The sequence below is a fragment of the Sphaerisporangium rufum genome (genome assembly GCF_016863395.1).
GTDB classification, from domain to species: domain Bacteria; phylum Actinomycetota; class Actinomycetes; order Streptosporangiales; family Streptosporangiaceae; genus Sphaerisporangium; species Sphaerisporangium rufum.
Window position 1 is genome coordinate 1 of record NZ_BOOU01000023.1, and the last position, 24529, is coordinate 24529.

The following is a 24529-nucleotide window of genomic DNA, read 5'->3' on the forward strand; positions in this document are numbered from 1 at the left end:
GAACGCCGGGGTGGGTCAGCGGTGGGGTGTCGGCGGGCTCCAGGGGGTCGGCCGGCCGGCGGAGTGATCTCATGCGCCACAGGGTGGGTGGGCGGTGGGATGAGCCTCGGCTCCGTGGGTGGGGAACGGCGGGGGCATCGCACGCGTAACGGGGGGCGGTCTTCGCCTTCGACGCGGGTGGCGAGCCCTTCGAGGATTTCGACCGCGCGGTAGAGGCGTCGATCTTGCCGGAAAGGCTGTTACGGTAGGCGCGGTGTGCCGGGAAGTCTGGTCGGCGAACTCTTGTCCGTTTCGTCGTCCGGGAGGCCTCCGGCCGTGCTGTTGACCGCGTTCGCCTGTGTGCTGCTGCTCGCCGTGCTGCTGTCCAGCCTGGCCCACCGCACCATCCTGTCCACCGCCGCGCTGTTCTTGGTGGCCGGGTTCGTGCTCGGTGACGGCGTACTCGGCGTCGTCTCCATCACCCCTACGGATCCTCTGGTCAGCACGCTGGCCGAGCTGGCACTGTTCGCGGTGCTGTTCACCGACGGCATGCGGGTGGGCTGGCATGACCTGCGCAGCGCGTGGCGGCTGCCGGGCCGGGCCCTGGGCTGGGGGCTTCCGCTGACGCTCGCGGTCACCGCGCTGGGCGCCCACTATCTGGTGGGCTTGGGCTGGATCGAGTCGCTGCTGGTCGGGGCGATCCTGGCGCCCACCGACCCGGTGTTCGCCGCGGCGCTGGTCGGAAACGAAAGGGTGCCGCCGCGGCTGCGGCAGCTGCTGAACGTCGAATCGGGGGTCAACGACGGCCTGGCGCTGCCCTTCGTCATCCTCTTCCTGGCCATGGCCGCCGGCAGTGGCGACCTGCACCTGGGCGAGCTGGGACTGGAGCTCGCCCTGGGCGTGCTGATCGGTGTCGCCATCCCGTGGCTGGCGATCAAATTGGTCCAGACCCGCTGGTTCGCCGCCTCCACCCTGTACGAACCCCTCAACGCCCTGGCCATCGGCCTGCTCGTACTGGCCATCGCCAAGGCGACCCACGGCAACCTGTTCCTGGCCGCGTTCTGCGCCGGCATCACCGTCGCCACCTTCGGACAGCACCAGCGCGAGTCGTTCGAGCACTTCGGTGAGCTGATCGCCGAACTGTTCAAGCTGGCCGCGCTGCTGGTGTTCGGCGCGCTCATCACCCCGGCGCTGCTCGGCTCGGTCGGCTGGACGGGGTGGCTGTTCGCGATCGGCGCCCTGGTGCTCGCCCGGCCGATCGCCATCTGGGTGTCGTTCCTGCGCTCGGGCCTGTCGATGCGCGAACAGGCCGCGGTCGCCTGGTTCGGCCCCAAAGGCTTCGCCTCGGTCGTCTACGGGCTGCTCGTGCTCGGCTCGGGCATCGCCGCCGCCCAGCAGGTGTTCCAGCTCGTCGCGATCACCATTGTGGCCTCGATCCTGCTGCATTCCTCCACCGATATCGTGGTGGCCCGCGGGTTCGACGACGAGCGGGAGGTACCCGCCTGGTACGGACGCCTCCGCGGACGATCGAACGTGTCAGACCGGACGGCGGGGCGCGGGTGACGGGCTGAAGCCCGAGGCGGCGCGGGCGCGGATCAGCGCTCGGGCGTGCGGAGGAACTCCTTGAGCCAGTGGTAGGAGGCTTTCGGGGTGCGGTGGCCGGTGGGGAAGTCGACGTGGACCAGGCCGAAGCGCTGGTGGTAGCCCTCGGCCCACTCGAAGTTGTCCAGCAGCGACCAGACGTAGTAGCCCCGGACGTCCACTCCCGCGTCGCGGGCGGCCCGCAGCGCGTCGAGGTGGCCGGCGAGGAAGTCGATGCGGGCCTGGTCGTGCACCACGCCGTCCGGGCCGGGCTCGTCGGGCTGGGAGCAGCCGTTCTCGGTGACGTACACCGGCGGCAGCGCGTCGCCGTACCGGTCCTTCATTCCGGTCAGCAGCTCGCGCAGGCCGTCCGGCACCACCGGCCAGCCGAAGGCGGTGGTGGGGTGCCCGGTGATCCCGGCGTCCTCGAACGGCAGCGGCGGTGCGTCGCCGGCCGGCGCGCGGACCCGGGTCGGGTTGTAGTAGTTGACCCCCAGCCCGTCCAGCGGCTGCGCGATGATCTCCAGGTCGCCGTCGCGGACGGCCGGCGCGGCTTCCAGGCCGAACGCCGACAGGTCCGGGTAGGCGCCCAGCAGCAGCGGATCGGTGAAGAGCCGGTTGTGCAGCGTGTCGTACGCCTCGGCCGCCGCCAGGTCGGCAGGCGCGCCGGAGTCGGGCCACACCGGGGAGTGGTTGTTGGTGATCAGCACCTGTCGGGCGCCGGCGGCGCGCAGTGCCTGCGTGGCCAGGCCGTGGCCGAGCAACTGGTGGTGCGCGGCCGGTAGCGCGTCCAGGAACAGGGTCCGGCCCGGCGCGTGCGTGCCCAGGGCGTAGCCGAAGACCATGTGGATGAACGGCTCGTTCAGGGTGATCCACATCGGTACCCGGTCGGCCAGCCGCTCGGCGGCGAGGGCCGCGTAGTCGGCCAGGTGCCGGGCGGTGTCCCGGTTCAGCCAGCCGCCCTCGTCCTCCAGCGCCTGCGGGAGGTCCCAGTGGAAGAGCGTCGCGGCCGGCACGATGCCCGCCGCGCACAGGCCGTCGACCAGCCGGTCGTAGAAGTCCAGCCCGGCCGGGTTGACCGCGCCGCGGCCCGCGGGCAGCACCCGCGACCAGGAGATCGAGAACCGGTAGGAGTTCACGCCGAGATCGGCCATCAGCCGCACGTCCTCCGGCCATCGGTGATAGTGATCACAGGCGATGTCCCCGGTGTGCCCGTCCCGCACCTTGCCCGGTTCGTGGCTGAAGGTGTCCCAGATCGACCGGCCGCGGCCGTCCTCCGCCGCCGCCCCCTCGATCTGGTACGCGGCGGTGGCGGTGCCCCACAGGAACATGATGACCTCCGGTGATGTGAGTGGATCTCATGTTAAGCCGGGGCCGGCTGATCGGGAGATGATGGGAGCATGAGGAACCTGTCCGCGGGGACGCTCCGGCGCCGCCCCGCCCAGCGGCGCAGCGCCGAGCGGGTCGAGCGCATGCTGGACGAGTGCGCCCGGCTGCTGGACGAGGCCGGCTACCAGGCGTTGACGACCAAGGAGGTGGCGCGCCGGGCCGGCGTGCCCATCGGCACCTTCTACCAGTTCTTCCCGGACAAGCAAGGGCTGGTGCGCGCGCTCGCGCTGCGCAACCTCGACGCGTTCCTCGACCGGCTCGCCGCCCGGCTGGGCGCCGCGCAGGTCGTGGACTGGACCGGTGCCGTCGAGCTGGCCGTGGACGAGTTCGTCGCGATGAAGCGGACCACGCCGGGGTTCGCGGTGGTCGACTTCGGGGAGATCCTGCCCACCCCGGGCGGCCCGGCGCTTGCCGGGAGCAACCGCCTGCTGGACGCGGCACTGGAGAACAACGTCATCGTCGCCGACCGGCTGCGCGCGCTGATCGTCGAGCTGCTCGGCGCGCCGGCGACCCCGGCGCTGGACCGGGCGCTGGTGGTGGCGGTGGAGGCGGCGGACGCCGTGCTGAAACTGGCCTTCCGCAGCCGGCCGGGCGGCGACCCCGAGCTGATCGACGAGTGCAAGCGGCTGCTGCGCCGCTACCTGTCCGATCATCTCGGGGAGGGGTGACCGCCACCGGACGCGCAGCCGGGCCCGCCGCCGGATCCGACCCCCGATCGGCGGGTCCGGCGGCGGGCGGTCCGGGCGTCAGGCGAGGTCCGGGTCGTCCAGCCGGCGGCGCAGCTCCTCGTCCAAGGTGATCTTCTGTGCGCCGAGCAGCTCCTCCAGCTGCTCGACCGAGCTGGCCCCGACGATCGGCACGATGTCCTGGGCGGCCAGCCAGGCCAGCACGACCTGGTTCGGCGTGGCGCCGAGCTCGCCGGCCACCTCGCGCAGCGCCGCCAGCCGGCGGGTCGTCCCGGGGTGCTCGTACCAGGCGGGGATCGGCCGGTCGGCCCGGGAGCTGTAGGCGCCGGCGAGCAGCGAGGTGTACACCCACAGGCCCAGCCCTTCGGTGCGGACGTAGTCGAGCATGTCCTCGCCGAGCTGGACGTGCCCGCCCTCCGGCAGCACGACCCCCGGACGGGGGCGCAGGTAGGAGTGCCGGAGCTGGACGTTGGCGAACGGTGCCGCGCCGGTCGCCCGCGCGATGCCCCGCGCCCGCTCCAGCCGCCAGGCCGGGTGGTTGGACACGCCGGTCTCCCGCGCCTTGCCGGCCGCGACCAGCTCGCCGAACACCGCGACCTGCTCCTCCAGCGGGACGGACCGGTCCTCCACGTGCGCCCAGTAGACGTCGACCCGGTCGGTGCCGAGCCGGCGCAGGCTGCCCTCGATCGCCGCGCGCACGGCCCCCGCGGACAGTCCTTCAAGGTGGTCCATCGTCGTGTCGCCGGGGGTGACCGGCTTGGCGCCGCACTTGGTGCTGATGATCACCTGGTCGCGGACGTCCCGGGCGGCCAGCCAGCGGCCGATCGTCGTCTCGCTCTCGTCGCCGGCGGCGCCCGCCAGCCAGAAGGGATAGTTGTTCGAGGTGTCGATCCGGGTACCGCCCGCCTCGACGAACCGGTCGAGGATGGCGAAGGAGGTCTTCTCGTCCACGGTGGTACCGAACGGGATGGTGCCGAGTGCGATCTTCGTCATGAGGCATACCGTGCCAGCTGGAGTGGGCTCCAGGTCAAGCCCTTGACCTGGAGCCCACTTCAGGTGAAATCATCGGGGGGTGACCCTGTACACACCAGGACAGGCCGTGGAGGAGAGCGGGTTCAGCCTGGACACGCTCCGTTACTACGAGCGCATCGGGTTGCTGCCGCCGGTGGAGCGCAACGCGGCCGGCCAGCGGCGGTTCACCGACGACGATCTGGGCTGGCTCGGCATGGTCCGCTGCCTGCGCGACACCGGGATGCCGATCGCCGAGATGCTGCGGTTCGCCGAGCTGACCCGGCAGGGCGACGAGACCATCCCCGCTCGGGTGACCCTGCTGGAGGAGCACGACCTCCAGGTGGAGGCGCAGCTCGCCTCGCTGCGCGAGAAGCAGGCCGCGATCCGCCGCAAGATCGCGTATTACCGGGACGTGCTGGCCGCCCGGGACACGCCGGATCCGGCCGGGTGCGACGATCTGGCCGAGTCGGCGGCCGGTGCCCGCTCCCGCTGACCGCCGCCGGGCGGGGCCGCCGGCGTGCGCGGGCCGGACGCCCGGACCGTGACCCATGGCACCGCTTTGCGCTGGTCAGCGTGCCTCTTTCTCCACCGGCTGCTACACCGGTAGCAGGAGAGGGGGTCCCGATGGCCGCACCGCGGGCGACCCGGATGAACATCCCGCTGCGCCGGGTCGCCGTGGCGTGCGCCCTGATGATCTTCGCCTTGATGGGCAAGGTCTCCGAGATCCAGACCCTGCGCGCGAACTCGCTGGCCGATGATCCGCGCAACCTCCGCGCCATGATCGACCGCTTCGCGCATCCGCGGGGTGACATCCTGCTCCGCGACAACACCGTGCTGGCCACCGGAACCCGGCAGGCCGGGATGTTCCGCTACCGCCGCGTCTATCCCGGCGGGCCGATGTACGCGCCGGTCACCGGCCACCTGTCGATCTACGGTGCCACCGGCGTCGAGCGGGCCGAGGACGAGGTGCTGTCCGGCGCCGATCCGAAGGTGCGGGTGCGCACCCTGGTCGGCGGGCAGGCCGAGCAGGGCGCCTCGGTGCGGCTCACCATCGACTCCCGGGCCCAGCGCGCGGCCTACGAGGGTCTGCGCGCCACCGGGCACAAGGGCGCGGCGGTGGCCGTCGACCCGTCCACCGGGGCCATCCTGGCCCTCGCCTCCTATCCTTCCTACGACCCCAACGTGTACGCGACCTTCGACGGCGAGGCGCTGGCGGACACCGACGAGCGGCTGCGGGCCGATGCCACCCGGCCGCTGCTGAACCGGGCCACCGAGCACACCTACCCGCCCGGCTCGGCCTTCAAGATCGTGACGACCGCGGCGGCGCTGGGCACCGGGAACATCTCGCCGGAGACGTCGGTCGCCGCCCCCACCCGGCTCACCCTGCCGGGCACCACCACCCTGCTCGGCAACGCGGGCGGGGAGGCCTGCGGGAACGGCCGGCCCACCCTGGCCGTCGCGTTCCGGCTCTCCTGCAACACCGCCTTCGCCGTCCTCGGCCTGCAGCTCGGGCAGCGGGTGTTGCGGGCGCAGGCCGAGGCGTTCGGCTTCAACGGCGCGGGGCCGGGGATCGCGCTGCCGCTCGCGCGGAGCGTCTATCCGGTCCGGCTGGACGCGGCGCAGACCGCGATGTCGGCGATCGGACAGTTCGACGTGCGGGCCACCCCGTTCGAGATCACCATGATCGCCGCGGCCGTCGCGTCCCGCGGGGTGATCATGCGGCCGTACCTGGTGGCCGAGGTGGTGCTGCGCGACGGCACCGTCGTCTCGGTGACCGACCCGGAGAGCATGCCCCGGACGATCTCGCGGGATGTGGCCGACCAGCTCACCGCGATGATGGTCACGGTCACCGGGCCCGGCGGCACCGGGTCGGCCGCCGCGCTGCCCGGCATCGACGTCGCCGCCAAGACCGGTACGGCGGAGAACGCGGCCGGTGCCGCCGACCACGCCGTCTTCACCGCGTTCGCCCCGGCCGACGAGCCCCGGGTGGCGGTGGGCGTGGTGGTGGAGAACGGCGGATTCGGCGGGGACGTCGCCGCCCCCATCGCCCGCGACATCATGAAGGCGGTGCTCGACTGAACCGGGCGCCGCGATCGTCGCGAGCCGCGGCCTTCCCCGCCGCGCCGTGGCTGGAAACGGGGCAGGTCCGGCCGGTGTGCAGGCGGCGGGACGCCGGGGGCCCGCGGTGCGGTCGCGGGCGGGTGGCGTCAGGCCTGGCCGGACCCGGCGGGCTGCTGGTAGGCGCGGGCCTGCAGGTTGTACAGCTCGGCGTAGACGCCGTCGCCGGCCATCAGCTCGTCGTGGGTGCCCTGCTCGATCACCCGGCCGTGGTCCAGCACGTAGATGCGGTCGGCGTAGCGCACGCTGGCCAGCCGGTGGGTGATGAGCAGCACGGTGCGGCCGTCGGCGTACCGGCGGACCCGCTCGAACAGCGCGTGCTCGGCCCGGGCGTCCAGCGCGGCGGTCGGCTCGTCGCAGATCAGCAGGGGCGCGTCCCGGTAGAAGCCGCGGGCCACCGCGATGCGCTGCCATTGGCCGCCGGACGGCTCGTGGCCGTCCTTGAAGCGGCGGTCGAGCAGCGTGCGGTAACCGTGCGGCAGCTCGGCCACCACCTGGTCGGCTCCGGCCACCTCCGCCGCGGACGTCAGCGCCGGTTCCGGCCGGCGCAGGCCCATCGTGATGTTGTCGCGGGCGGTGAGCGGCCAGCGGGTGTGGTCCTGGGCGATGACGGCGATCCGGCGCCGCAGCCGATCGGGGTCGATCTCCCGGATGTCCACGTCGTCCCACCGCACCCGGCCTCCCGACGGCTGGTACAGCCCGGCGACGATCTTGGACAGCGTCGTCTTCCCCGAGCCGTTCTCGCCGACCAGGGCCACCACTTCGCCGCGGTCCAGGTGCACCGAGACGCCGTCCAGCGCCGGGGTGTCCTTGCCGGGATAGGCGAAGGTGACGTCCTCCACGCTGATCCGCCCGAAGTCCGCCGGGACGTCGGGGGAACGTTCCGGGGCGAGGGCGGCCCGGGCCCGCGCGCAGAAGTCGAGGAAGTCGGTGAAGTACAGCCCTTCCTCGTACAGCCGGTTGGTGGCGTACAGCAGGTTGGCCAGCGAGGTCTGGCCGGAGCGGATCGCCAGCACCGCGGTGCCGGCCACGGCCAGCGGGACGGCGCCGGCCGCGAGCAGCAGGCCGAGGGCCAGGTAGACCAGCCCGGTGCCGAGGCCGCTGAGCGCCTCGCCGAGGACGCGCGCCATGGTCTGCCGCCGGGCCAGGTCCAGCACCACATTCTGCTCGGCGCCGGCGACCGCGTCGTACAGCCGCATCAGGAAGCGCCGCATCGTGAACGACCGCACCTCGGCGGCCGTCTCCCGGTTGGCCATCAGGTCGCTGAGGATCCACTTGCGCCGGCGCACCGGGATCAGCGAGTACATCGTGGTGTAGCGCATGCGGGCCGCGCGGACCGCCGCCCACGCGTCCGGGACGACGGCCAGGACCAGCAGCGGGAGCAGTACCGGGTGCAGGATGCCGAGCACGCCGGCCGCCGCGCCGAGGCCGATCAGCCCGGTGAGCACGCCGAGCGCCTGGCCCACCACGCTGTCGGCGGTGTCCACGCCGCGGGTGCGCGCCCGTTGCAGCGAGTCGTGGAAGTCGGGGTCGTCGAACCGCACCAGCTCGACCTGGCTGGTCAGCTCGTAGAGCTGCTGCGCGGCCGCCCGGCTCACCTTGGGCTCCAGCCGTGACTGCGCCCACCCGGCGCCCGCCGTCAAGACGGTGCGCAGCGCCGCGGCCGCGCCGACCAGCAGCAGGCTCGGCAGGGCGGCCCGCACCCGGTCGGGCGTCGGGCCGGCCGCGAACAGCGCCCGCAGCACGCCGGTCGTGGCGAGCAGCCCGAACGCGGTGAACGCGCCGCCCAGCACGGTGAGCGTGATCGTGGCGACCAGATCGCGGGGACCGGCCCGCCAGGCCAGCCGGACCGCGTGGCCGACCAGGGAGGGCAGCCGGCGGGCGATCGCCAGGAAGCCCACGCCGGTCATGGTGGTCAGGTGGGCCAGCCACTCGCCGAGCTCGACCTCGCCCAGGTCCTTCGGGGCGTCGTCGTGGTCGTCGCCGGCGTCGCCGGGGGCGGCCAGTGGCGGCACGGCACCCCCGGCCGGGCCGACCGGCGGGATCGCGTCCTGCGGTGACACGTCCTGTGGTGACGTGTCGGGTGGTGACGTGTCGGGTGGTGACGGGAGCGGCGATGTGGCGGGCGGCGGGTCGCCGGGGGCCACCGGCGGGGCCGCCGCGTCGGTCAGGGCGGGATCGGCGGGGGGCGCGGGCGGGGCCGGCCGATCCGGAGGAGAGGAGGCGCTCGCCGGCCGGCCGGACGGAGAACGGCCGTCCGGTGCCGGTGGTCGCCGAGATGGGTCTGCCATGCCGGCAGTCTGACCGACCGGGCCGACACTTCAAGCCGATCGGAGTTATGGGCGGCCTATTCGTTGAAAGTGGCAATTATCGGCCGCGTGCAAGAGCAGGCCGAAACCGCCGCCCGGGTCCGGCCCACCCGCTAACCGCGGTGAATGGGCCGGCCGTGCCCGAGGGCACCGCCGGCGTTTTCCGGAAGCTGCCGGGCGAGGCGCTCGGCCTCTTCGTGCAGGGCGACGATGAGGAGGAGTTCGAGGCCCAGGTCTGCGAGGTCGACGGTGTCCATCCGAGTCTCCCGACGTGAAGTGCCGGCCGGCCCGGTGTCGGTCTGGCGAGCCGGTGCTGCAGGAAGCTTACCTTCGGTGACCGGACGCCGGGCCTGCGGCGCGGATCGATCACGCTTCGTATATCTCGGCTGACCGTGAACTTTGCGAGGGCTTGACCTGACCGGGCCCGCCGGGGACCGGACCGGGCGCGCCGCCCGCCGGGCGCGCGCGTCCCGCGGGCACGGGCGGGCGCTCCGTGACCGCGCGTGCCGCGGCCGCACGGGCGCGGTCGCCCGCCCGGTCACCGCGGCGCTCTCGCTGAACATGATTCAAGTAGCGTAACGAATCTGCGGATAATTCCGGAAGACAGTAATTGCCGGAACGGCATTGCCCCTCGGATGGCGCCCTTGGTCCGGCCGGCCGTCAACCCGGCGAACGCCGGAAACCGGGCCGCTCGTGGTCGTCCGCCACGGAATTCCGGCCGATTTTCCGGGCGTTCCACCGATTCGGTGGCCGTTCGGCCCGCATCCGGATCCGGGCGGGGAATGCGCATCCGGTATGGGTCGAGCGCGCTCCGTGTTTCCCTGTAACACTTGAGTAATGGCCTGTTCTCCTGCCCTTCGAGGCGTATGACAGCCCGTGACGACCTGCCCCCGGTGGCGACGAGCTTCGTGGGCCGCGGCGCCGAGGTGGCGGAGCTGGCCCGGCTCCTGGAGGTGACCCGCATGGTCACCTTGTGCGGCGTCGCGGGCATCGGCAAGACGAGGCTGGCGATGGAGGTGGCCCGGGCGGCCGCGCCGTCGTTCCCGGCCGGCCACCGGGTGGTCCGGGTGGCGGGGGCCGGCCACCGCGACGAGCTGCTGTCCCGCCTGGCCGAGGTGCTCGGCGTCGTCCCCGGGGGCACCGGCCCGGTGGAGGACCAGCCGGCCGGGGTGATCGGTGACCGCCGGCTGCTCCTGGTGCTGGACGGCTGCGACGGCCTGGCGGAGGAGTGCGACGCGCTGTGCCGGCGGCTGCTGGCCGCCTGCCCGGGGGTCGGCGTGCTGGCCACCGGGCGCGTCCCGCTCGGTTCGCCCGGCGAGACGGCCTGGCGGGTGCCGCCGCTCACCGTGCCGCCGGGCGGCGGCCACCGCCCGACCCGCGAGCTGGCCGGATGCGAGGCGGTGCGGCTGTACCGCGAGCGGGTCCCCGCGGTTCCTCCCGGGCGGGGCGCCGGGGCCGCGGACGCCGGCCGGGACGACACCGCCGAGATCGCCGCGCTGGTCCGCCGGTTGGAGGGCATCCCGCTGGCCATCGAGATCGTCGCCGCCCGCGCCCGCACCCGCCCGCTGCGCGAGCTGGCGGTGTGCCTGGCCGACCGGCTGGCCGCCGCCGCGGGCCCGGCCGGGCCGGCGCCGGACCGCCGCCGCCGGATCATGGAGGCGACCCTCGACTGGACCCACCACCTGCTCTCCGCACCGGAACGGGCCCTGCTGCGGCGGCTCACCGTCTTCGGCGACGGATGGACGCGGCGGATGGCCGAGCAGGTGTGCGCGGGCGGCGAGCTGTGGTCGGAGGACGTCCACCTCCACCTGCGCGGCCTGACCGGCGCCGCCCTGGTCGTGGCGGAGACCGGGCCGGACGGCGAGCCGTGCCACCGCCTGCCCGGCGCGGTACGCGACCGGGCCGCCGGCTGGCTGCGCGCCGCGGGGGAGGAGGAGTCGTTCCGCCGCCGGCATCGCGACCACATCCACCGGATGGCCGCCGAGTTCGATGCCGCGATCACCCGGGCACACGCCGGTGCCACCGCCGAGGCGGCCGCCCTGCTGGCGCGGATCGAACGCCTCAAACCCGACCTGGCGCGCGCGGTGAGCTGGTCGATCCGGTCGGGCGACACCGAGCCCGCGATCAGCATCCTGGTCCACCTGCGCTGGGCGATCGTCGGGGCCGGGCCGGGTGACGCGCAGGTCGCCGGGTGGCTCGCCCGGCTGCTCGCCGCGGCGCCGCCGCACCTGCCCGCCGACCTGCGCGGCCAGGCGGTGGCGCTGCGCGGCACCCTGGCCATGCAGCGCGGCCGGCTGGACGAGGCCGCCGAGCACGCGGCGACCGCGCTGTCGCTGTGCCGGACCGCCCGCGGGCTCGGGGCCGACGCGCTCGGGATGATGCTGCTGGCCCTGCTCGATCCCGCCCGCACCCCGGCCGGGGACGACGTCCCGGGCCGGGCCATGGCCGCGCTGCGCGCGCTGGGCCAGGGCGCCGCCGGCCCACATCTCGAACCGCCCCTGGAGCCGCCCGCCGACCCGCGTACCGGGCCGCCGTCGGGGCCGCCATCGGGGCCGCCGTCCGGGCCGCCCGAGGCGTACCCCGGGCCGGAGCCGCGGACCGCGCCGTTCCCCTCGTACCGCCCGGCCGAGCCCTACCGGCCGCCGCCAGGCCACCGGCCGGTGCCTCCACGACCGCAGCCGGGCGCCCCGGCGTGGCAGGCGCCGCCGGCCCGGCCCGGTGACCAGCCGGTCGAGCCGGTCGAGCTCGTCGCGCGGGTGCGCCGGGTGCTGGACGCCGCCCGCGGCCGAGGCGGGCCGCCCGCCGGGCGCGTCACCGACACCGACGGACCGATTCCCGCGCTGGGCGAGATCGCCGCGCCGCCGCCACCCGGCCAGGACGTCACGGCGCTCACCGCCCGGGAGCGGGAGATCGCGGCGCTCATCGCGCGCGGTCTCAGCAACCGGGCCATCGCCGCCGAACTGGTGATCAGCGTGGCGACCGTCGCCCGGCACGTGGCCAACATCCTGGCCAAGCTCGGCTTCTCCTCGCGCACCCAGGTGGCCGCCTGGATGGTCGAGCGCGGTGCGCGCCGCTCCGGCTAGCCCTCGCCCCGGCCGGCGCCGGCACTGGTGTGGACCAATCGCGGGCCGCCGGGATTACATGCACGAATACGCAGGGTGGAGCATGCCCGCGGGCCGGTCGGCCGCCTAGTTTGGTCGCCGACCGGCCGGTGACGGCCGCGCGCGGCGACTCCGGGCGGGGGGCCTGGGGTGCGGCGCGCCGTCCGGCCGGTCACCGGGGACGCCGCGGGTCCCGCGCGGCGGGCGAGGTCACCTCGGAGGGGTGGTGACCGAGCCCGGGGACACCGCGGCCGCGAGCCCGGGCGGGGGCGTCTGGCGCACCCGGCCCGGGCTTGCCCCCCGGACGCGGGCCCGCCGGCATGTGTAGGCGGCGGGTGTCCGCCGGCTACACAACGGTCTACACAAATTGGCGGATGCCGTGGAGACGCGCTCCCCCGTACCGTCTCGGGATGGCATCCGGTTCTTCTCCCGCGACGGTGACGGTGAGCGACGCCCTGCTGGGCCGGGCGGCGGAGCACGGCGACCGGCCGGCCCTGGTCGACCTCACCGGCGGCGAGGTCCATTCCTACCGGCGGCTCGGCCGGTCGGTCGGGTGCGCGGCGGCCGGCCTGGTCCGGCGGGGCATGCGGTCCGGGCAGGTGTGCGGCGTGTACGTGCACTCCGCATCCGCCCAGGCGGTGGCCATGCTCGCGGTGATCGCGGCGGGCGGGGTGGCGCTGCCGGTGAGCGCGAGCAGCGGCGTCACCGCGATGGCGGCGCTGCTCACCCACCACGACGCCCGGTCGCTGTTCACCACGCCGGATCTGGTGGAGGCGGCCGCCGAGGTGGCCGGCTGCTCGCGCGTCCGGCAGGTCATCTCCTTCGGTCCCGCGCCCGGCGCGGTCGACTTCGCCGACCTGGTCGCGCTCGGCGAGGGCACGCCGCGCCGGCCGGCGCCCGCCGGGGACGCCGCCGTCGCGACGGGCGGCGGGGTGCTCACCCACGCCGAGTTCCTCGCGGGCGTGCACACCCTGGACCGCACGGTCGACCTGGTGGCCGACGACGTGGTGCTGGTCGCCTGGCCGCTGGACGGCGGCTGCGACGTCCCGGTGCTGGTCAGCCTGGCGCTGATGCGCGGCGCCACGGTGATCGCCGCGCCGGGGATCACCCGGCAGGGCCTGCGGCGGGCCGTCGCCGAGCTCGGCGTCACCCTCGCCGCCCTGGTCGACGAGGATCGCAAGGTGGTCACCCGGGTGTGACCGCCCGCGGGCGGCCCGGCCCGCGCGCGGTCAGTCCTGGTGGCCGGCGAGTACGCCGAGGAGCTGCTCGCCGTACTTCGCGAGCTTGTTCTCGCCGACGCCGCTGATGCCGCCGAGCTCGGCCAGCGACGCCGGCCGGGCGGTGGCCACCTCGCGCAGCGTCGCGTCGTGGAAGATGACGTAGGCGGGCACGCCCTGCTCCTTGGCGGTGGCGGCCCGCCAGGCGCGCAGCAGCTCGAAGACCGGCACCGCCTCGGGGGCCAGGTCGGCGGCCTGCCGGGCCGCCTTGCCGGAGCCGCTCGGCGGGCGTTCGGCGCGCGCGGCGCGGGCCGGGCGCTCGGGCTCGCGGCGCAGCATGACCTTGCGCCGCCCGCGCAGCACGTCGTCGCTCTGCTCGGTGCACACCAGCGTGCCGTAGTCGCCCTCCACCGCGAGCAGGCCCTGGGCGAGCAGCTGGCGGACGACGCCCCGCCATTCGGCCTCGCCCAGCTCGGTGCCGACCCCGAAGACGCTCAGCGACGCGTGGTCGAACTGCAGCACCTTGGGCGTCCGGCGGCCCAGCAGGATGTCGATCACCTGGCCGGCGCCGAACCGCTGGCGCCGCTCGCGCTTGAGCCGCACGATGGTGGACAGCAGCTTCTGGGCCAGGACGGTGCCGTCCAGTGACTCCGGAGGGGTCAGGCAGGTGTCGCAGTTTCCGCAGGTGACGGCCGGCTGGCCGAAGTAGGCGAGCAACCCGGCCCGGCGGCACTCGATCGTCTCGCACAGCGCCAGCATCGCGTCCAGGTGGGTGCCGAGCCGGCGGCGGTGCGCATCGTCGCCCTCGGAGGTGTCGATCAACCGGCGCTGCTGCACCACGTCCTGCAGGCCGTAGGCGAGCCAGGCGGTCGAGGGCAGGCCGTCCCGGCCCGCCCGGCCGGTCTCCTGGTAGTAGCCCTCGATCGACTTGGGCAGGTCGAGGTGGGCGACGAACCGGACGTCCGGCTTGTCGATGCCCATGCCGAACGCGATGGTGGCGACCATGACCAGGCCGTCCTCGCGCAGGAACCGCGCCTGGTTGCCCGCGCGGGTGCCCGCGTCCAGCCCGGCGTGGTACGGCAGCGCCGGAATGCCGTTCGCGGTGAGGAACTCGGCGGTCTTCTCGACCGACGCCCGGGACAGGCAGTACACGATGCCGGCGTCCCCGGCGTGCTCGGTGCGCAGCAGGTGCAGCAGCTGGCGGCGTGGCTCGCTCTTGGCGACGATGCGGTACTGGATGTTCGGCCGGTCGAAGCTCGCCACGAAGTGGCGGGCCTCCCGTAGCTCCAGGCGGGCGGCGATCTCGGCGCGGGTCGCCTCGGTGGCGGTCGCGGTGAGCGCGATGCGCGGCACCTTCGGCCACCGCTCATGCAGCAGCGACAGGGCCAGGTAGTCCGGCCGGAAGTCGTGACCCCACTGGGCCACGCAGTGCGCCTCGTCGATCGCGAACAGCGAGATCGTCCCGCGGTCCAGCAGCCGCAGGGTCGCCTCCACCCGCAGCCGCTCGGGCGCCAGGTAGAGCAGGTCCAGCTCGCCGGCCACGAAGGCCGCCTCGACCAGGCGGCGCTCATCGGGATCCTGGGTGGAGTTGAGGAAGCCGGCGCGCACGCCGAGCGCCCGCAGCGCGTCCACCTGGTCCTGCATCAGCGCGATCAGCGGCGACACCACGACGCCGGTGCCCGGGCGCACCAGCGCCGGGATCTGGTAGCACAGCGACTTGCCGCCGCCGGTGGGCATGAGGACGAGCGCGTCGTGGCCGGCGACCACGTGGTCGATGATCTCCTGCTGGCCGTCGCGGAACGACGGGTAGCCGAACGTGCGGTTCAGCACCTCCTGCGCCGTGCCGGCCGGCGGGCGGGCGGCCGGTCCCGGCCCGCCGCCGCCCGGCGCGCCGGCGTCGAACGCGGCGCCCGCATCGGCGAACTCCGCCCCGCGGGCGGCGAGACCGGCGAGGCCGTGGCCATCGTTCGGGCCATCGTCCGGGCCGCCGGCCGGGTCCTGGTAGGGGCCGTCGTACGGATCGCCGCCGTAGCCGTCGCCCGGGTCGTCGGAGAACTCCGGGAACGGGGGAAGGTCGTCGAGCTCGCCCGGCCCCGCGCCGCGCGGGTGGTCGCCGCTCTCCGTGGAGGAGGTCATCGCGTCATTCTACGAGCGCCGTCCACCGCCGGAGCGCCCGGCGAGCCCGCCGGTGGACGGCCGGAAGCGGCCGCCGGGCCGGTGCCCGGCATGTCGGGACGCGTCCGGCCCGGCGGCCCCGCGCCGGGCGGCGGCACCGGGGGATCGGCCAGGCAGGCGGTGTCGGACGGCGTCAGCACCGGGTGCTCGGGCGGCAGGAGATCTTCCAGCAGGACCGCCACCGCCAGCACCCGCCCGTCGCCGCGGGGCGGGCCGAGGAGCTGGACGCCGGCCGGCAGGCCGTCGCCGGTCAGGCCGGCGGGCACCACCGTGGCGGCCAGGTCGCCGGTTACCGCGAGCTTCGCCCAGCCGCCGGGTCCGGGCGCCCCGGTCCGGCGGCCGGCCGCCACCGGGTGCCGGCTGCCGGGGTACCGCGGCGGCGCGGGCGTCGGGGCCGCCGGGGTGAGCAGCACGTCGTACCGGGTGAAGAAGGCGGTCCAGCCGGCGGCGGCCGCCCGGCGCCGGTCGGCCGCCGCGTCCCGGTCCCGGCGCCCGGCGGCCGACCGCTCGCGGTACAGGGCGAGCGAGGGCCGCCCGGACGGGCCTTCCGGCGGCGGGCCCGCCGAGATCGCGGGCCGGCCGGCCGGCAGCGGCGGGCGGGTCTCGACCACCTCGACCCCCGCGTCCCGCAGCGCGGACACCGCCGCCGCCACCCGCTCGCGCACGTCATCGCCGGCCGGCGCGGCGGGGTCGCCGGACCAGTACGCCACCCGCGGCGGCCGGCCGGGGCGCGGGCCGGGCGGCAGGCCGAGGAGCAGGTGGAGATCGCGGGCGGACCGGGCGACGGGTGCCCAGCCGGCCGGGCCGGCCGGCGGCAGCACGGCGGACCCGCCGCCGCCGGACCACCGGTGCGCGCACACCCCGCAGTAGTGGGCCGCCGTGCGGGTCGCGCCCGCGCCGTCGACGCCCAGTGCCAGCGGCGCCAGCCCGGCGGCGACGGCCGCGGCCGTCCACCCCGCGGCGCTGCCCGCCCCGCGGCCGGCGTCCCACGGATTGCCGACCACCCCGGACCCGGCGTTCTCCGGGCGTCCGGTACTCGCGGCGTCGCCGAGGGGCCATGGGCATCCGATGTCCCCGGAACACCGGCCCCGCCCGGCGCCGCCGGCGGTCCCGGGGAATGCGGTGTGCGTGGCGCGCCATGCCGGTCCGGTGTCGCCGGTGGGGTATCCGGTGTCCATGGCGAGCCAGCCCTGTCCGGCGTGGTCGGGGCATGCGGTGCCGTCCGGGTGCCGGGGCCGCCGGGACGGGGGCCGGGCGGTGGTGGCGAGGACGACCGCGCCGGCCCGCCGCAGCCAGGCGGCCACCGGTTCCCGGACGCCGTCCGGGGCCGCGGTGGCCGCCGCCAGGCCGGCGCGGACCAGGACCGGCAGGCCGTGCAGCGGGCCGAGGGACCGGTCGCGGGCCCGGGCCGCGTCCGCGCGGGCGGCCTGCCGGGCGGCGCGGCCGATGTCGACGGCGGGCACCGCGCCGATCAGCGGATTCACCTCCGCCAGCCGGGCGAGATGGGCGTCGAGCACCTCGCGGGCGCTGATCTCTCCGGCCGCGAGCGCCTCGACCAGGCGGTATGCGGGCTGGTAGGTGAGGTTTCGCATGGTCGCGATCCTGACACACCCGATCACCGTGCCCGGCGCCCGTGAGAGACGTCTCTCTATCTCCGTATAAGGGGCCCTATACCAGGAGATGATCGCTTATACGGGACTTTTCTCCCGCCGGGTGCGGGCGGACCCGGCCCGGTCATGGTGCGGCGCCCGGCGGGCGGTGCGCGGCGCTCGTGGTGTGCAGGTCGGCCTCGACGCGGGCCGCGGCGGCCAGCAACGGGGGCAGCAGGTCACGGCGGGCGGACTCCAGCGTGGTGCGGCTGGCGTGCGAGGAGATGTTGACCGCGGCGACCACCCGCCCGGCGCGGTCGCGGATCGGTGCGGCGATCGACCGCAACCCCTCCTCCAGCTCCTGGTCGACCAGCGCCCAGCCCTGCGCCCGCACCCGGTCCAGCTCGGCGGCGAGCGCCTCGCGCGAGGTGATCGTGCGGCTGGTGTGCCGGTCCAGTGGCGCGCGGTCGAGGTAGCCGGCCAGCTCGGCGGCCGGCAGCCCGGCGAGCAGCACCCGGCCCATCGAGGTGGCGTGGGCGGGGAAGCGGGTGCCGATGCTGATGGTCACCCGCATGATGCGCGTCGTCGGCACCCGCGCGACGTAGACGATGTCCGGGACGTCGAGCACCGAGACCGACGCCGACTCGTGCACCTCGGCGACCAGGCGCTCCAGGTGCGGCTGCGCCACCTCGGGTAGCGAGAGGCCGGACAGGTAGGCGTATCCGAGCTCCAGCACCCGGGGCGACAGGGCGAACAGCCGGCCGTCGGTGCGAACGTAGCCGAGGTCGACCAGCGTGCGCAGGAACCGGCGGGCCGCCGCGCGGGTCAGCCCGGTCGCCCGGGCCACCTCGCTCAGGGTGAGCTCCGGCGCCGTGGCGTCGAAGGCGCGGATGACCGACAGCCCGCGCGCCAGCGACTGGACGTACTCATCCGCCATCGCGGCCCCCCTTCGCGCTGACCGTTATACCAGGGCGTCCCGCTCACCGGCCGATCCGGACCGTTGACGCCGGCCGATGACCGGCGTAGCTTGCTCAGACGCGTTCAATTAGTGAACGCTCGTTCGGTCAGCGAACATCCGGTGCCGGCCGGCACCTGGTTCCGGCACGAGCCCTCGCGCCGCTCCCTTCCCCTCCGCCCCGTCCCTTCCTCCGTCCGTCCCGCCGGCGGCCGGCCGGGTGCCGGCGTGGCGGAGGACGGGCCGGCGGGCGCGAGGCCGCGGGCGAGCGGCCGGGCGCGGGACGCGAGAGGCGAGAAGGGGACGACGTGGAATTTCTCGATCCGAAGCGCTGGACCGGGCTGATCTTCGGCGCCGAAGGCTGGCGGACCTCGCAGGCGGGCGACGCGCCGGTGACCGAACCGGCGACCGGTGCGGAGATCGGCCGGGCCGGGATCGGCGGGCCGGCCGACGTGGCGACGGCCGCCGCCGCGGCCGCGGCCGCGCAGCGGGCCTGGGCCGCCACCTCCTACGAGGAGCGGGCCGCGGTGCTGCGCCGCGCCGGACGGCTGTTCGAGGAGCACGCCGCCGAGATCCAGGGATGGCTGGTCCGCGAGTCGGGTTCGGTGCCCGGCAAGGCGGCCTTCGAGACGCACGTCGCCGCGCAGGAGTGTTACGAGGCCGCCGCCCTGGCGTCCCAGCCGCCCGGCGAGCTGCTGCCGACCGCCAAGCCGCGGCTCAGCCTGGCCCGCCGGGTGCCGGCCGGGGTCGTCGGGGTGATCGCGCCGTTCAACGCGCCGCTGATCCTCGGCATCCGGTCGGTCGCGCCGGCGCTCGCCCTGGGCAACGCCGTGGTGTTCAAGCCCGACCCGCGCACCGCGATCTGCGGCGGTGTCTCGGTGGCCCGGGTTTTCGAGGAGGCCGGCCTGCCCGCCGGGCTGCTGCACGTGCTGCCCGGCGGCCCGGACACCGGGCAGGCGCTGATCACCGACCCGCGGATCCGGGTCATCTCCTTCACCGGGTCCACCGCGGCCGGCCGCGCGGTCGGCGAGCTGGCCGCGCGCCACCTCAAGCGGGTGCACCTGGAGCTCGGCGGGAACTCCGCGCTGGTCGTGCTGGACGACGCCGACCTGGACCTGGCGGTCTCCGCCGGCGCCTGGGGGTCGTTCTTCCACCAGGGGCAGATCTGCATGACGGCCGGCCGCCACCTGGTGCACGCCGCCATCGCCGACGAGTACGTCGAGCGGCTGGCCGCCAAGGCCGACGCGCTGCCGGTCGGCGACCCGGCGACCGGGGAGGTCGCCCTCGGCCCGCTCATCGACGCCGGCCAGCGGGACAAGGTGCACGCGCTGGTGACCGGCAGCGTCGACGGCGGTGCCCGGCTGGCCGCGGGCGGCACCTATGAGAACCTGTTCTACCGGCCCACCGTGCTCGCCGGACTGCGGTCCGACGCGCCCGCCTACGCCGAGGAGGTGTTCGGGCCGGTGGCCCCGGTCATGCCGTTCTCCTCGCCGGAGGAGGCGGCCGCGCTGGCGGCCGACTGCGAATACGGGCTCTCATTGGGCATTCTGACCCGCGATACGATGAGAGGGCTGGCACTGGCCGATCTGATCCCGACCGGTATCGTGCACATTAACGACCAGACCGTGGATGACGAGGCCGTGGCGCCGTTCGGCGGGGTGGGCGCGTCCGGCACCGGGTCGCGGTTCGGCGGCACCCGCGCCAATCTCGAAGCATTCACCGAAACACAATGGGTAACGATTCAGGGTGATATATCCCGTTATCCAGTGTGACGCCGGTTAGGCTCCGAGGCCTATGATCCCATCCACCACCGACCGCGGGCCGGGACGGGCGCGCCGGCCGGCGCCCAGGCACGCGCGTGACCCGTTGTGGAAACGTGTTCTACACAGCCCCGCCTTGCTGGTGGTGGGATTCATTCTGGCGGCCCTCAACTTAAGACCCGCGGTGGCCGGCGTGTCCCCGCTGCTCAACGAGGTCATGCGCGACCTGCGGCTGGGCCCGGCCGCCGGCGGGGCGATCACCACGGTCATGATGGTGTGCTTCGGGTTGCTCGCCCCGGTGGCCCCGGCGCTGGCGACCCGCCTCGGCCTGGACCGCACCGTGCTGCTCGGCCTGCTCGTGCTGTCCGCCGGGGTCACCCTGCGGGTCAGCGACGGGGTGGTGGCCCTCTACGCCGGGTCGCTGCTGGCCGGCACGGCGATCGCGGTCATGAACGTGGTGATGCCCGGCCTGGTCAAACAGCACTTCCCGCATCGGATCGGGCTGTCGACCAGCGTCTACGTGACCGGGCTGGTGGGCGGTGCCGCCTGCGCGTCGGCGTTCATGGTGCCCATCGAGCAGCATTACGGCTGGCGGACGGCGGCGGGCTCGCTCTCGGTGCTGGCGCTGCTCGCGGCGCTGGTGTGGAGCCCGCAGGCCGTGCGCCGGTACGGCCGGCCGCTGGAGGGCGGGCGCCGGGCCTACGCCATGCTGCTGCGCCGCCGGGTGACCTGGTACGTCATGCTCTTCATGGGCCTGCAGTCCTTCACCTTCTGGCTCATGCTCGCCTGGCTGCCGACGCTCTTCCGGGACGCCGGGATGCCCGCAGAGCAGGCCGGTTACCTGCTGGCGCTCACCAACCTGATCCAGATCGTCTCGACGATCACCGTGCCGCTGTGCGCGGGCCGGGCCCGCACCCAGGTGCCGTTCGTGGTGATCGCCTCGCTGTTCACCATCGCCGGCTACCTGGGGGTGCTGTACGCGCCCACCGAGTCGCCGTGGCTGTGGATGGTCGTGCTCGGACTCGGCCAGGGCGGCAACATCTCGCTGGCGCTGCTGCTGATCGCGCTGCGGGCCCCCGATCCGGCCTCGGTGACCGCCCTGTCCGCGGTCACCCAGTCGGCGGGATACCTGATCGCCGCTTTGGGACCGTTCCTTATCGGATTGCTGCACCAGCTGACCGGCACCTGGACCCTGCCGATCGCGCTGGGACTGGTGGTGTGCGGCCTCCAACTGGTGGTCGGCGTGCTGGCCGGCCGGCCGCACGGCACCGGCCGCGTGTCGGCGCCGGCCATGCACCCCGGGCAGGCATAGCATCGAGCATGATCATCACCGCCTGGCTCGCCGCCGGGGCCGTCCTGCTCGCCGGCGTCCCGGCCGGCGCGCCCGCCGGTGCCCGCCCGATCGTGATCGGGCACCGGGGGGCGTCCGCCGTCCTGCCGGAGCACACGCTGCTCGCCTACCGCGCGGCCATCGCGATGGGAGCGGACTACATCGAGCCTGACCTGGTCTCCACCAGGGATCACGTGCTGGTCGCCCGGCACGAGAACGAGATCTCCGCCACCACCGACGTCGCCCGCCACCCCGAGTTCGCCGCCCGCCGGACGACCAGGACGGTCGACGGGCTCGTGGTGACCGGCTGGTTCACCGAGGACTTCACGCTGCGCGAGCTGCGCACGCTGCGGGCCGTGGAGCGGGCACCGGACGTCCGCCCGCGCAGCGCGGCCTTCGACGGGGTGGCGAGGATCGCCACCTTCGACGAGGTGGCCGCGCTGGCCGCGCGCACCGGGACCGGCCTGTACGTGGAGACCAAGCACCCGGCCTACTTCGCCGCCCGCGGCCTGGCGCTGGAGCCGCTGATGCTCGCGACGATCGCCCGACTCGGCCTGGAACGTTCCGGCCGGGTGTACGTGGAGTCGTTCGAGACGGCCGGCCTGCGGGCGCTGCGCCGCCGGTCCCGGCTGCGGCTGGTACAACTGCTGGACGTCGCCGGCGCGCCCCGCGACCTGGCGGCCGCGGGGGACCGGCGCACCTACCGGGACCTGGCCACGCCCGCCGGGCTGCGCGAGATCGCCGGGTACGCCGACGCGGTCGGGGTGCCCACCGGGATGGTCATACCGCAGGGCCCGGACGGGCGGCTCGGCCCGCCGACCACCCTGGTCCGCGACGCCCACCTGGCCGGCCTGGCCGTGCACGTCTGGACGGTCGCCCCGGAGAACGGGCGGCTGCCGGCCGAGTTCCGGCTGGGGGACCCGGCCGCGCCCGGATACGCGGCGGCGCGCGGCGACGTGGCCGGCTGGCTGCGCAGGCTGTTCGCGCTCGGCGTCGACGGGGTGTTCGCCGACGACCCGGCGGTGCCCCGGCGGGTCGGCGAGCGGATGGCCCGGGCCGCCGGTCAGGCCAGCGCGGCGGCCGGCTCGGCCCCCTCCTGGCGCAGCTCGTCGGCGTAGCTCACCGAGGTGCGCCGCATCACGCCGTCGGCGCCGATCGTGTACTGCCCGAGCCGCCACAGTGGCGGGGAGTAGGCGTGGATCGACACGCTGGCCGGCGCGTGGCCGGTCACCCGGTGGATGTGGTCCGGGCCGAACGCCAGCGTGCCGCCCGCCTCGACCACGTTCTCCACGTGCGCGCCGCCGATCCGCGGGTTGGACTCCACCAGGGACCCGGACACCACCCGCAGTGCCCCGGAGGACACGTCGTGGTCGTGCCAGCCGGTGTCGTCCTCCGGCCGCCAGCAGATCACCCAGACGTCGACGAAGGAGTCGCGGTGCAGCGAGGCGTAGTGCCGCGCCTCGCCGGCCGGGCCGAACTCGACGTGCGGCGCCCATAGGTCGGGCCGGGCCGCGAGCTCGTCGACCAGCGCACGCAGCTCACGCTTGTCGAGGTACCGGTCGGGCAGGGAATCCCAGGTCATGCGGTCACGCCTCCTTTCGTGTCGAGGGTGATGTCGAATGTGGTGCCCGGCCGGGCGTCCGGTGCGGGACCGAGCAGGCGCCGGGGGTTGGTGACCGCCATGGCGTGCCCGGCGGCCTCGCCGAGCAGCGTCTCCGGCAGGCCGGCGTACGGCGTGTCGGAGCCCTGGACCAGCACCTCCACACCGGCCACCCGGCTGACCGCGTCGATCGCCTGATGGCCGTAGGACGACGTCTCCAGGAAGGCGTCCGGGTCGATCGTGCCGCGCGCGTCGCCGCCCCGGGCGATGTAGCGCTCCACGTGCAGCGGCGCCAGGCCCGCCAGCAGCGCGAAACAGACGCGCAGCCGCGGATGCCGCGGCCGGCCGAAGGCGCGGAAGGCGTACCAGGCGGCGTGCATCTGCTGGACGTACGGCACCACGGCCGGCCACCATCCCGGCCCGGCGGCGCCCGCGGCCGGGCCGGGATGGACGAACAGCGGCAGGTCACGCGCCTCCAGCAGGTCGAGCAGCGGGGACACCCGGGCGAACCCGGCGCCGTCCGCCAGGCAGGTCGCCGGCAGTTGGAGACCGGCGAACCCCTGGCCGAGCACCTCGGCGGTGCGCGCCGGGTCGATCTCGGACACGCAGGTGGACGCCCAGGCGCGCAGCGACGGCGGCAGGGCCGGTGCCTCCGCGTGGTAGGCGTACAGCAGCGGCCACGCCTCGGCCGGCGGCAGGTGCTCGATGCCGAGCGGGCTGGACAGGGACACCAGCGCGAGGTCGATGCCCCGGGCCCGGTTGAGCTCGGCGCGGCGGGCGGGATCGTGGTCCAGCGGATCGACCTGGTACGGCTCCTCGCCGGCCAGGTGCAACGTCCAGCCGGCCAGCCGCGGGGGCGCGGTGCGCGCGCGGAGCGCGGCCACGAACCCGGCCGTCCAGATGTGCTGGTGCACGTCGACGCCCATGTCACCTCCCTGGTGGGTCGCCACCAGTCTAACCTATATTGCCGACCTATATTGTCGGTAATACGGTCGCGAGATGACCGGAACCGGTTGAGCCATGATCGTCCGGTGGGTCCTCAGTCGTCGCCGAGGCCGAGCAGCATGTCCAGGATCCAGCTGATCAGGCCCACCAGGATCGCGCCCCAGAACGCCGCCCAGAAGCCGCTCACGTGGAACGGCAGGTCGACCTGGCCGGCGATCCAGCTGGTGAGCAGCAGGAGCAGCGCGTTCACCACCAGCGCGAACAGGCCGAGGGTCAGCACGTAGAACGCGCACCCGAAGGTCTTGATGATCGGCTTGAGCACGGCGTTGACGACGCCGAATATCAGCGCGACGGCGATCAGCGTGCCGGCGGTGGCCGCGGTCGTGCCACCGGAGACGCTGATCCCCGGGATCAGTTGCGTCGCGGCCCACAGTGCCGCCGCCACCACGAGGATCTTGACGATGATCTTCACATCTCCGATGGTCCCACTCCCGCCCGGGCGAGCGGTAGGGCCGCCACCCCTGGTAAGTCCCGGAAAAATCACCTCAGGGTCCGGCACACCTGTCGATCCGCCCCCTCCCCGTTCGTATAACAGGCAGCCCCGTTCCCCGTCCCCCGTACGCTGAGGACCAGCCACCCTGAGCAGGGAGCCCTCCCCACCGCACATCTGGGAGCCCGAAGATCGCACCATCGCCCGCCCGCCCCCGGAAGCCCGCTGACACTCCGCCGCCTGTCCCTCCCGTGGAGCCCGACGACACCCCGCACCTGGCCCGTCCCGGCGTTC

The 24529-nt window shown here is 74.7% G+C and carries 19 protein-coding genes; 9 read left to right on the forward strand and 10 right to left on the reverse strand.

Annotated elements, in window-relative coordinates; translation table 11 throughout:
• Positions 1-315: 315 nt before the first annotated feature.
• Positions 316-1542: a cation:proton antiporter gene (locus tag Sru01_RS07645; protein ID WP_203983181.1), complete on the forward strand. Its 1227-nt coding sequence runs from the start codon at positions 316-318 to the stop codon at positions 1540-1542.
• A gap of 32 nt (positions 1543-1574) precedes the next feature.
• Here Sru01_RS07645 and Sru01_RS07650 read toward each other — a convergent pair whose 3' ends face one another.
• Positions 1575-2891, reverse strand: coding sequence for a GH1 family beta-glucosidase (locus Sru01_RS07650; RefSeq protein WP_203983182.1), 1317 nt, complete (start codon positions 2889-2891; stop codon positions 1575-1577).
• A 69-nt stretch (positions 2892-2960) separates the two neighbouring features.
• Here Sru01_RS07650 and Sru01_RS07655 point away from each other — a divergent pair, with 69 nt between their 5' ends.
• The gene (locus Sru01_RS07655) at positions 2961-3617 is read left to right on the forward strand and encodes a TetR/AcrR family transcriptional regulator (protein WP_203983183.1); all 657 of its coding nucleotides are present in this window, start codon (positions 2961-2963) and stop codon (positions 3615-3617) included.
• A gap of 78 nt (positions 3618-3695) precedes the next feature.
• Here Sru01_RS07655 and Sru01_RS07660 read toward each other — a convergent pair whose 3' ends face one another.
• A complete protein-coding gene (locus Sru01_RS07660; protein WP_203983184.1) occupies positions 3696-4628 on the reverse strand; it encodes an aldo/keto reductase in 933 nt (310 codons plus the stop codon).
• A gap of 79 nt (positions 4629-4707) precedes the next feature.
• Here Sru01_RS07660 and Sru01_RS07665 point away from each other — a divergent pair, with 79 nt between their 5' ends.
• Both Sru01_RS07665 and Sru01_RS07670 read left to right on the forward strand, forming a co-directional pair.
• Positions 4708-5139 carry a MerR family transcriptional regulator gene (locus tag Sru01_RS07665; protein WP_203983185.1) on the forward strand — a complete coding sequence of 144 codons (432 nt, stop codon included), beginning with the start codon at positions 4708-4710 and terminating at the stop codon, positions 5137-5139.
• 131 nt (positions 5140-5270) lie between these two features.
• Complete coding sequence (locus Sru01_RS07670) at positions 5271-6725, forward strand: peptidoglycan D,D-transpeptidase FtsI family protein (RefSeq protein WP_203983186.1); 1455 nt, start codon at positions 5271-5273, stop codon at positions 6723-6725.
• 128 nt (positions 6726-6853) lie between these two features.
• Here the strand turns inward: Sru01_RS07670 and Sru01_RS07675 are convergent, their stop codons facing one another.
• Complete coding sequence (locus tag Sru01_RS07675) at positions 6854-8674, reverse strand: ABC transporter ATP-binding protein (protein ID WP_203983196.1); 1821 nt, start codon at positions 8672-8674, stop codon at positions 6854-6856.
• Between the two features lie 512 nt (positions 8675-9186).
• The gene (locus tag Sru01_RS07680; protein ID WP_203983187.1) at positions 9187-9330 is read right to left on the reverse strand and encodes a hypothetical protein; all 144 of its coding nucleotides are present in this window, start codon (positions 9328-9330) and stop codon (positions 9187-9189) included.
• A 609-nt stretch (positions 9331-9939) separates the two neighbouring features.
• On the opposite strand from Sru01_RS07680, the gene Sru01_RS07685 reads away from it, so the two are divergent.
• Both Sru01_RS07685 and Sru01_RS07690 read left to right on the forward strand, forming a co-directional pair.
• A complete protein-coding gene (locus Sru01_RS07685; protein ID WP_203983188.1) occupies positions 9940-12156 on the forward strand; it encodes an ATP-binding protein in 2217 nt (738 codons plus the stop codon).
• 428 nt (positions 12157-12584) lie between these two features.
• Positions 12585-13373 (forward strand): AMP-binding protein, encoded by a 789-nt coding sequence (locus Sru01_RS07690; protein WP_203983189.1) that lies wholly within the window; start codon positions 12585-12587, stop codon positions 13371-13373.
• A gap of 30 nt (positions 13374-13403) precedes the next feature.
• Here Sru01_RS07690 and recQ read toward each other — a convergent pair whose 3' ends face one another.
• The 3 genes from recQ to Sru01_RS07705 all read right to left on the reverse strand — a co-directional run bounded on the left by recQ (position 13404) and on the right by Sru01_RS07705 (position 18092).
• Positions 13404-15527 carry a DNA helicase RecQ gene (gene recQ, locus Sru01_RS07695; protein WP_239137082.1) on the reverse strand — a complete coding sequence of 708 codons (2124 nt, stop codon included), beginning with the start codon at positions 15525-15527 and terminating at the stop codon, positions 13404-13406.
• Positions 15524-17158: an amidase family protein gene (locus Sru01_RS07700; RefSeq protein WP_203983190.1), complete on the reverse strand. Its 1635-nt coding sequence runs from the start codon at positions 17156-17158 to the stop codon at positions 15524-15526. The genes recQ and Sru01_RS07700 overlap by 4 nt, the downstream gene beginning before the upstream one ends.
• Positions 17159-17300: 142 nt before the next feature.
• Positions 17301-18092 (reverse strand): IclR family transcriptional regulator domain-containing protein, encoded by a 792-nt coding sequence (locus Sru01_RS07705; RefSeq protein WP_203983191.1) that lies wholly within the window; start codon positions 18090-18092, stop codon positions 17301-17303.
• Positions 18093-18418: 326 nt separating this feature from the next.
• Between Sru01_RS07705 and Sru01_RS07710 the strand changes: the two genes are divergently transcribed.
• The 3 genes from Sru01_RS07710 to Sru01_RS07720 all read left to right on the forward strand — a co-directional run bounded on the left by Sru01_RS07710 (position 18419) and on the right by Sru01_RS07720 (position 22318).
• Complete coding sequence (locus Sru01_RS07710) at positions 18419-19882, forward strand: benzaldehyde dehydrogenase (RefSeq protein ID WP_373869499.1); 1464 nt, start codon at positions 18419-18421, stop codon at positions 19880-19882.
• A 133-nt stretch (positions 19883-20015) separates the two neighbouring features.
• On the forward strand, positions 20016-21182 hold the full coding sequence (locus Sru01_RS07715; protein ID WP_239137084.1) for a CynX/NimT family MFS transporter: 1167 nt from the start codon (positions 20016-20018) through the stop codon (positions 21180-21182).
• An 8-nt stretch (positions 21183-21190) separates the two neighbouring features.
• Positions 21191-22318, forward strand: a complete 1128-nt coding sequence (locus Sru01_RS07720) for a glycerophosphodiester phosphodiesterase family protein (RefSeq protein WP_203983193.1) — start codon at positions 21191-21193, stop codon at positions 22316-22318.
• On the opposite strand, the gene Sru01_RS07725 is transcribed toward Sru01_RS07720, so the two are convergent.
• From Sru01_RS07725 to Sru01_RS07735, 3 genes are all read right to left on the reverse strand, one after another.
• The gene (locus Sru01_RS07725; RefSeq protein ID WP_203983194.1) at positions 22264-22782 is read right to left on the reverse strand and encodes a cysteine dioxygenase; all 519 of its coding nucleotides are present in this window, start codon (positions 22780-22782) and stop codon (positions 22264-22266) included. The genes Sru01_RS07720 and Sru01_RS07725 overlap by 55 nt on opposite strands.
• Positions 22779-23750 carry an amidohydrolase family protein gene (locus Sru01_RS07730; RefSeq protein ID WP_239137086.1) on the reverse strand — a complete coding sequence of 324 codons (972 nt, stop codon included), beginning with the start codon at positions 23748-23750 and terminating at the stop codon, positions 22779-22781. Before Sru01_RS07730 ends, Sru01_RS07725 begins: the two co-directional genes overlap by 4 nt.
• Before the next feature lie 89 nt (positions 23751-23839).
• Positions 23840-24217 (reverse strand): phage holin family protein, encoded by a 378-nt coding sequence (locus tag Sru01_RS07735; RefSeq protein WP_203983195.1) that lies wholly within the window; start codon positions 24215-24217, stop codon positions 23840-23842.
• Positions 24218-24529 lie beyond the last annotated feature (312 nt).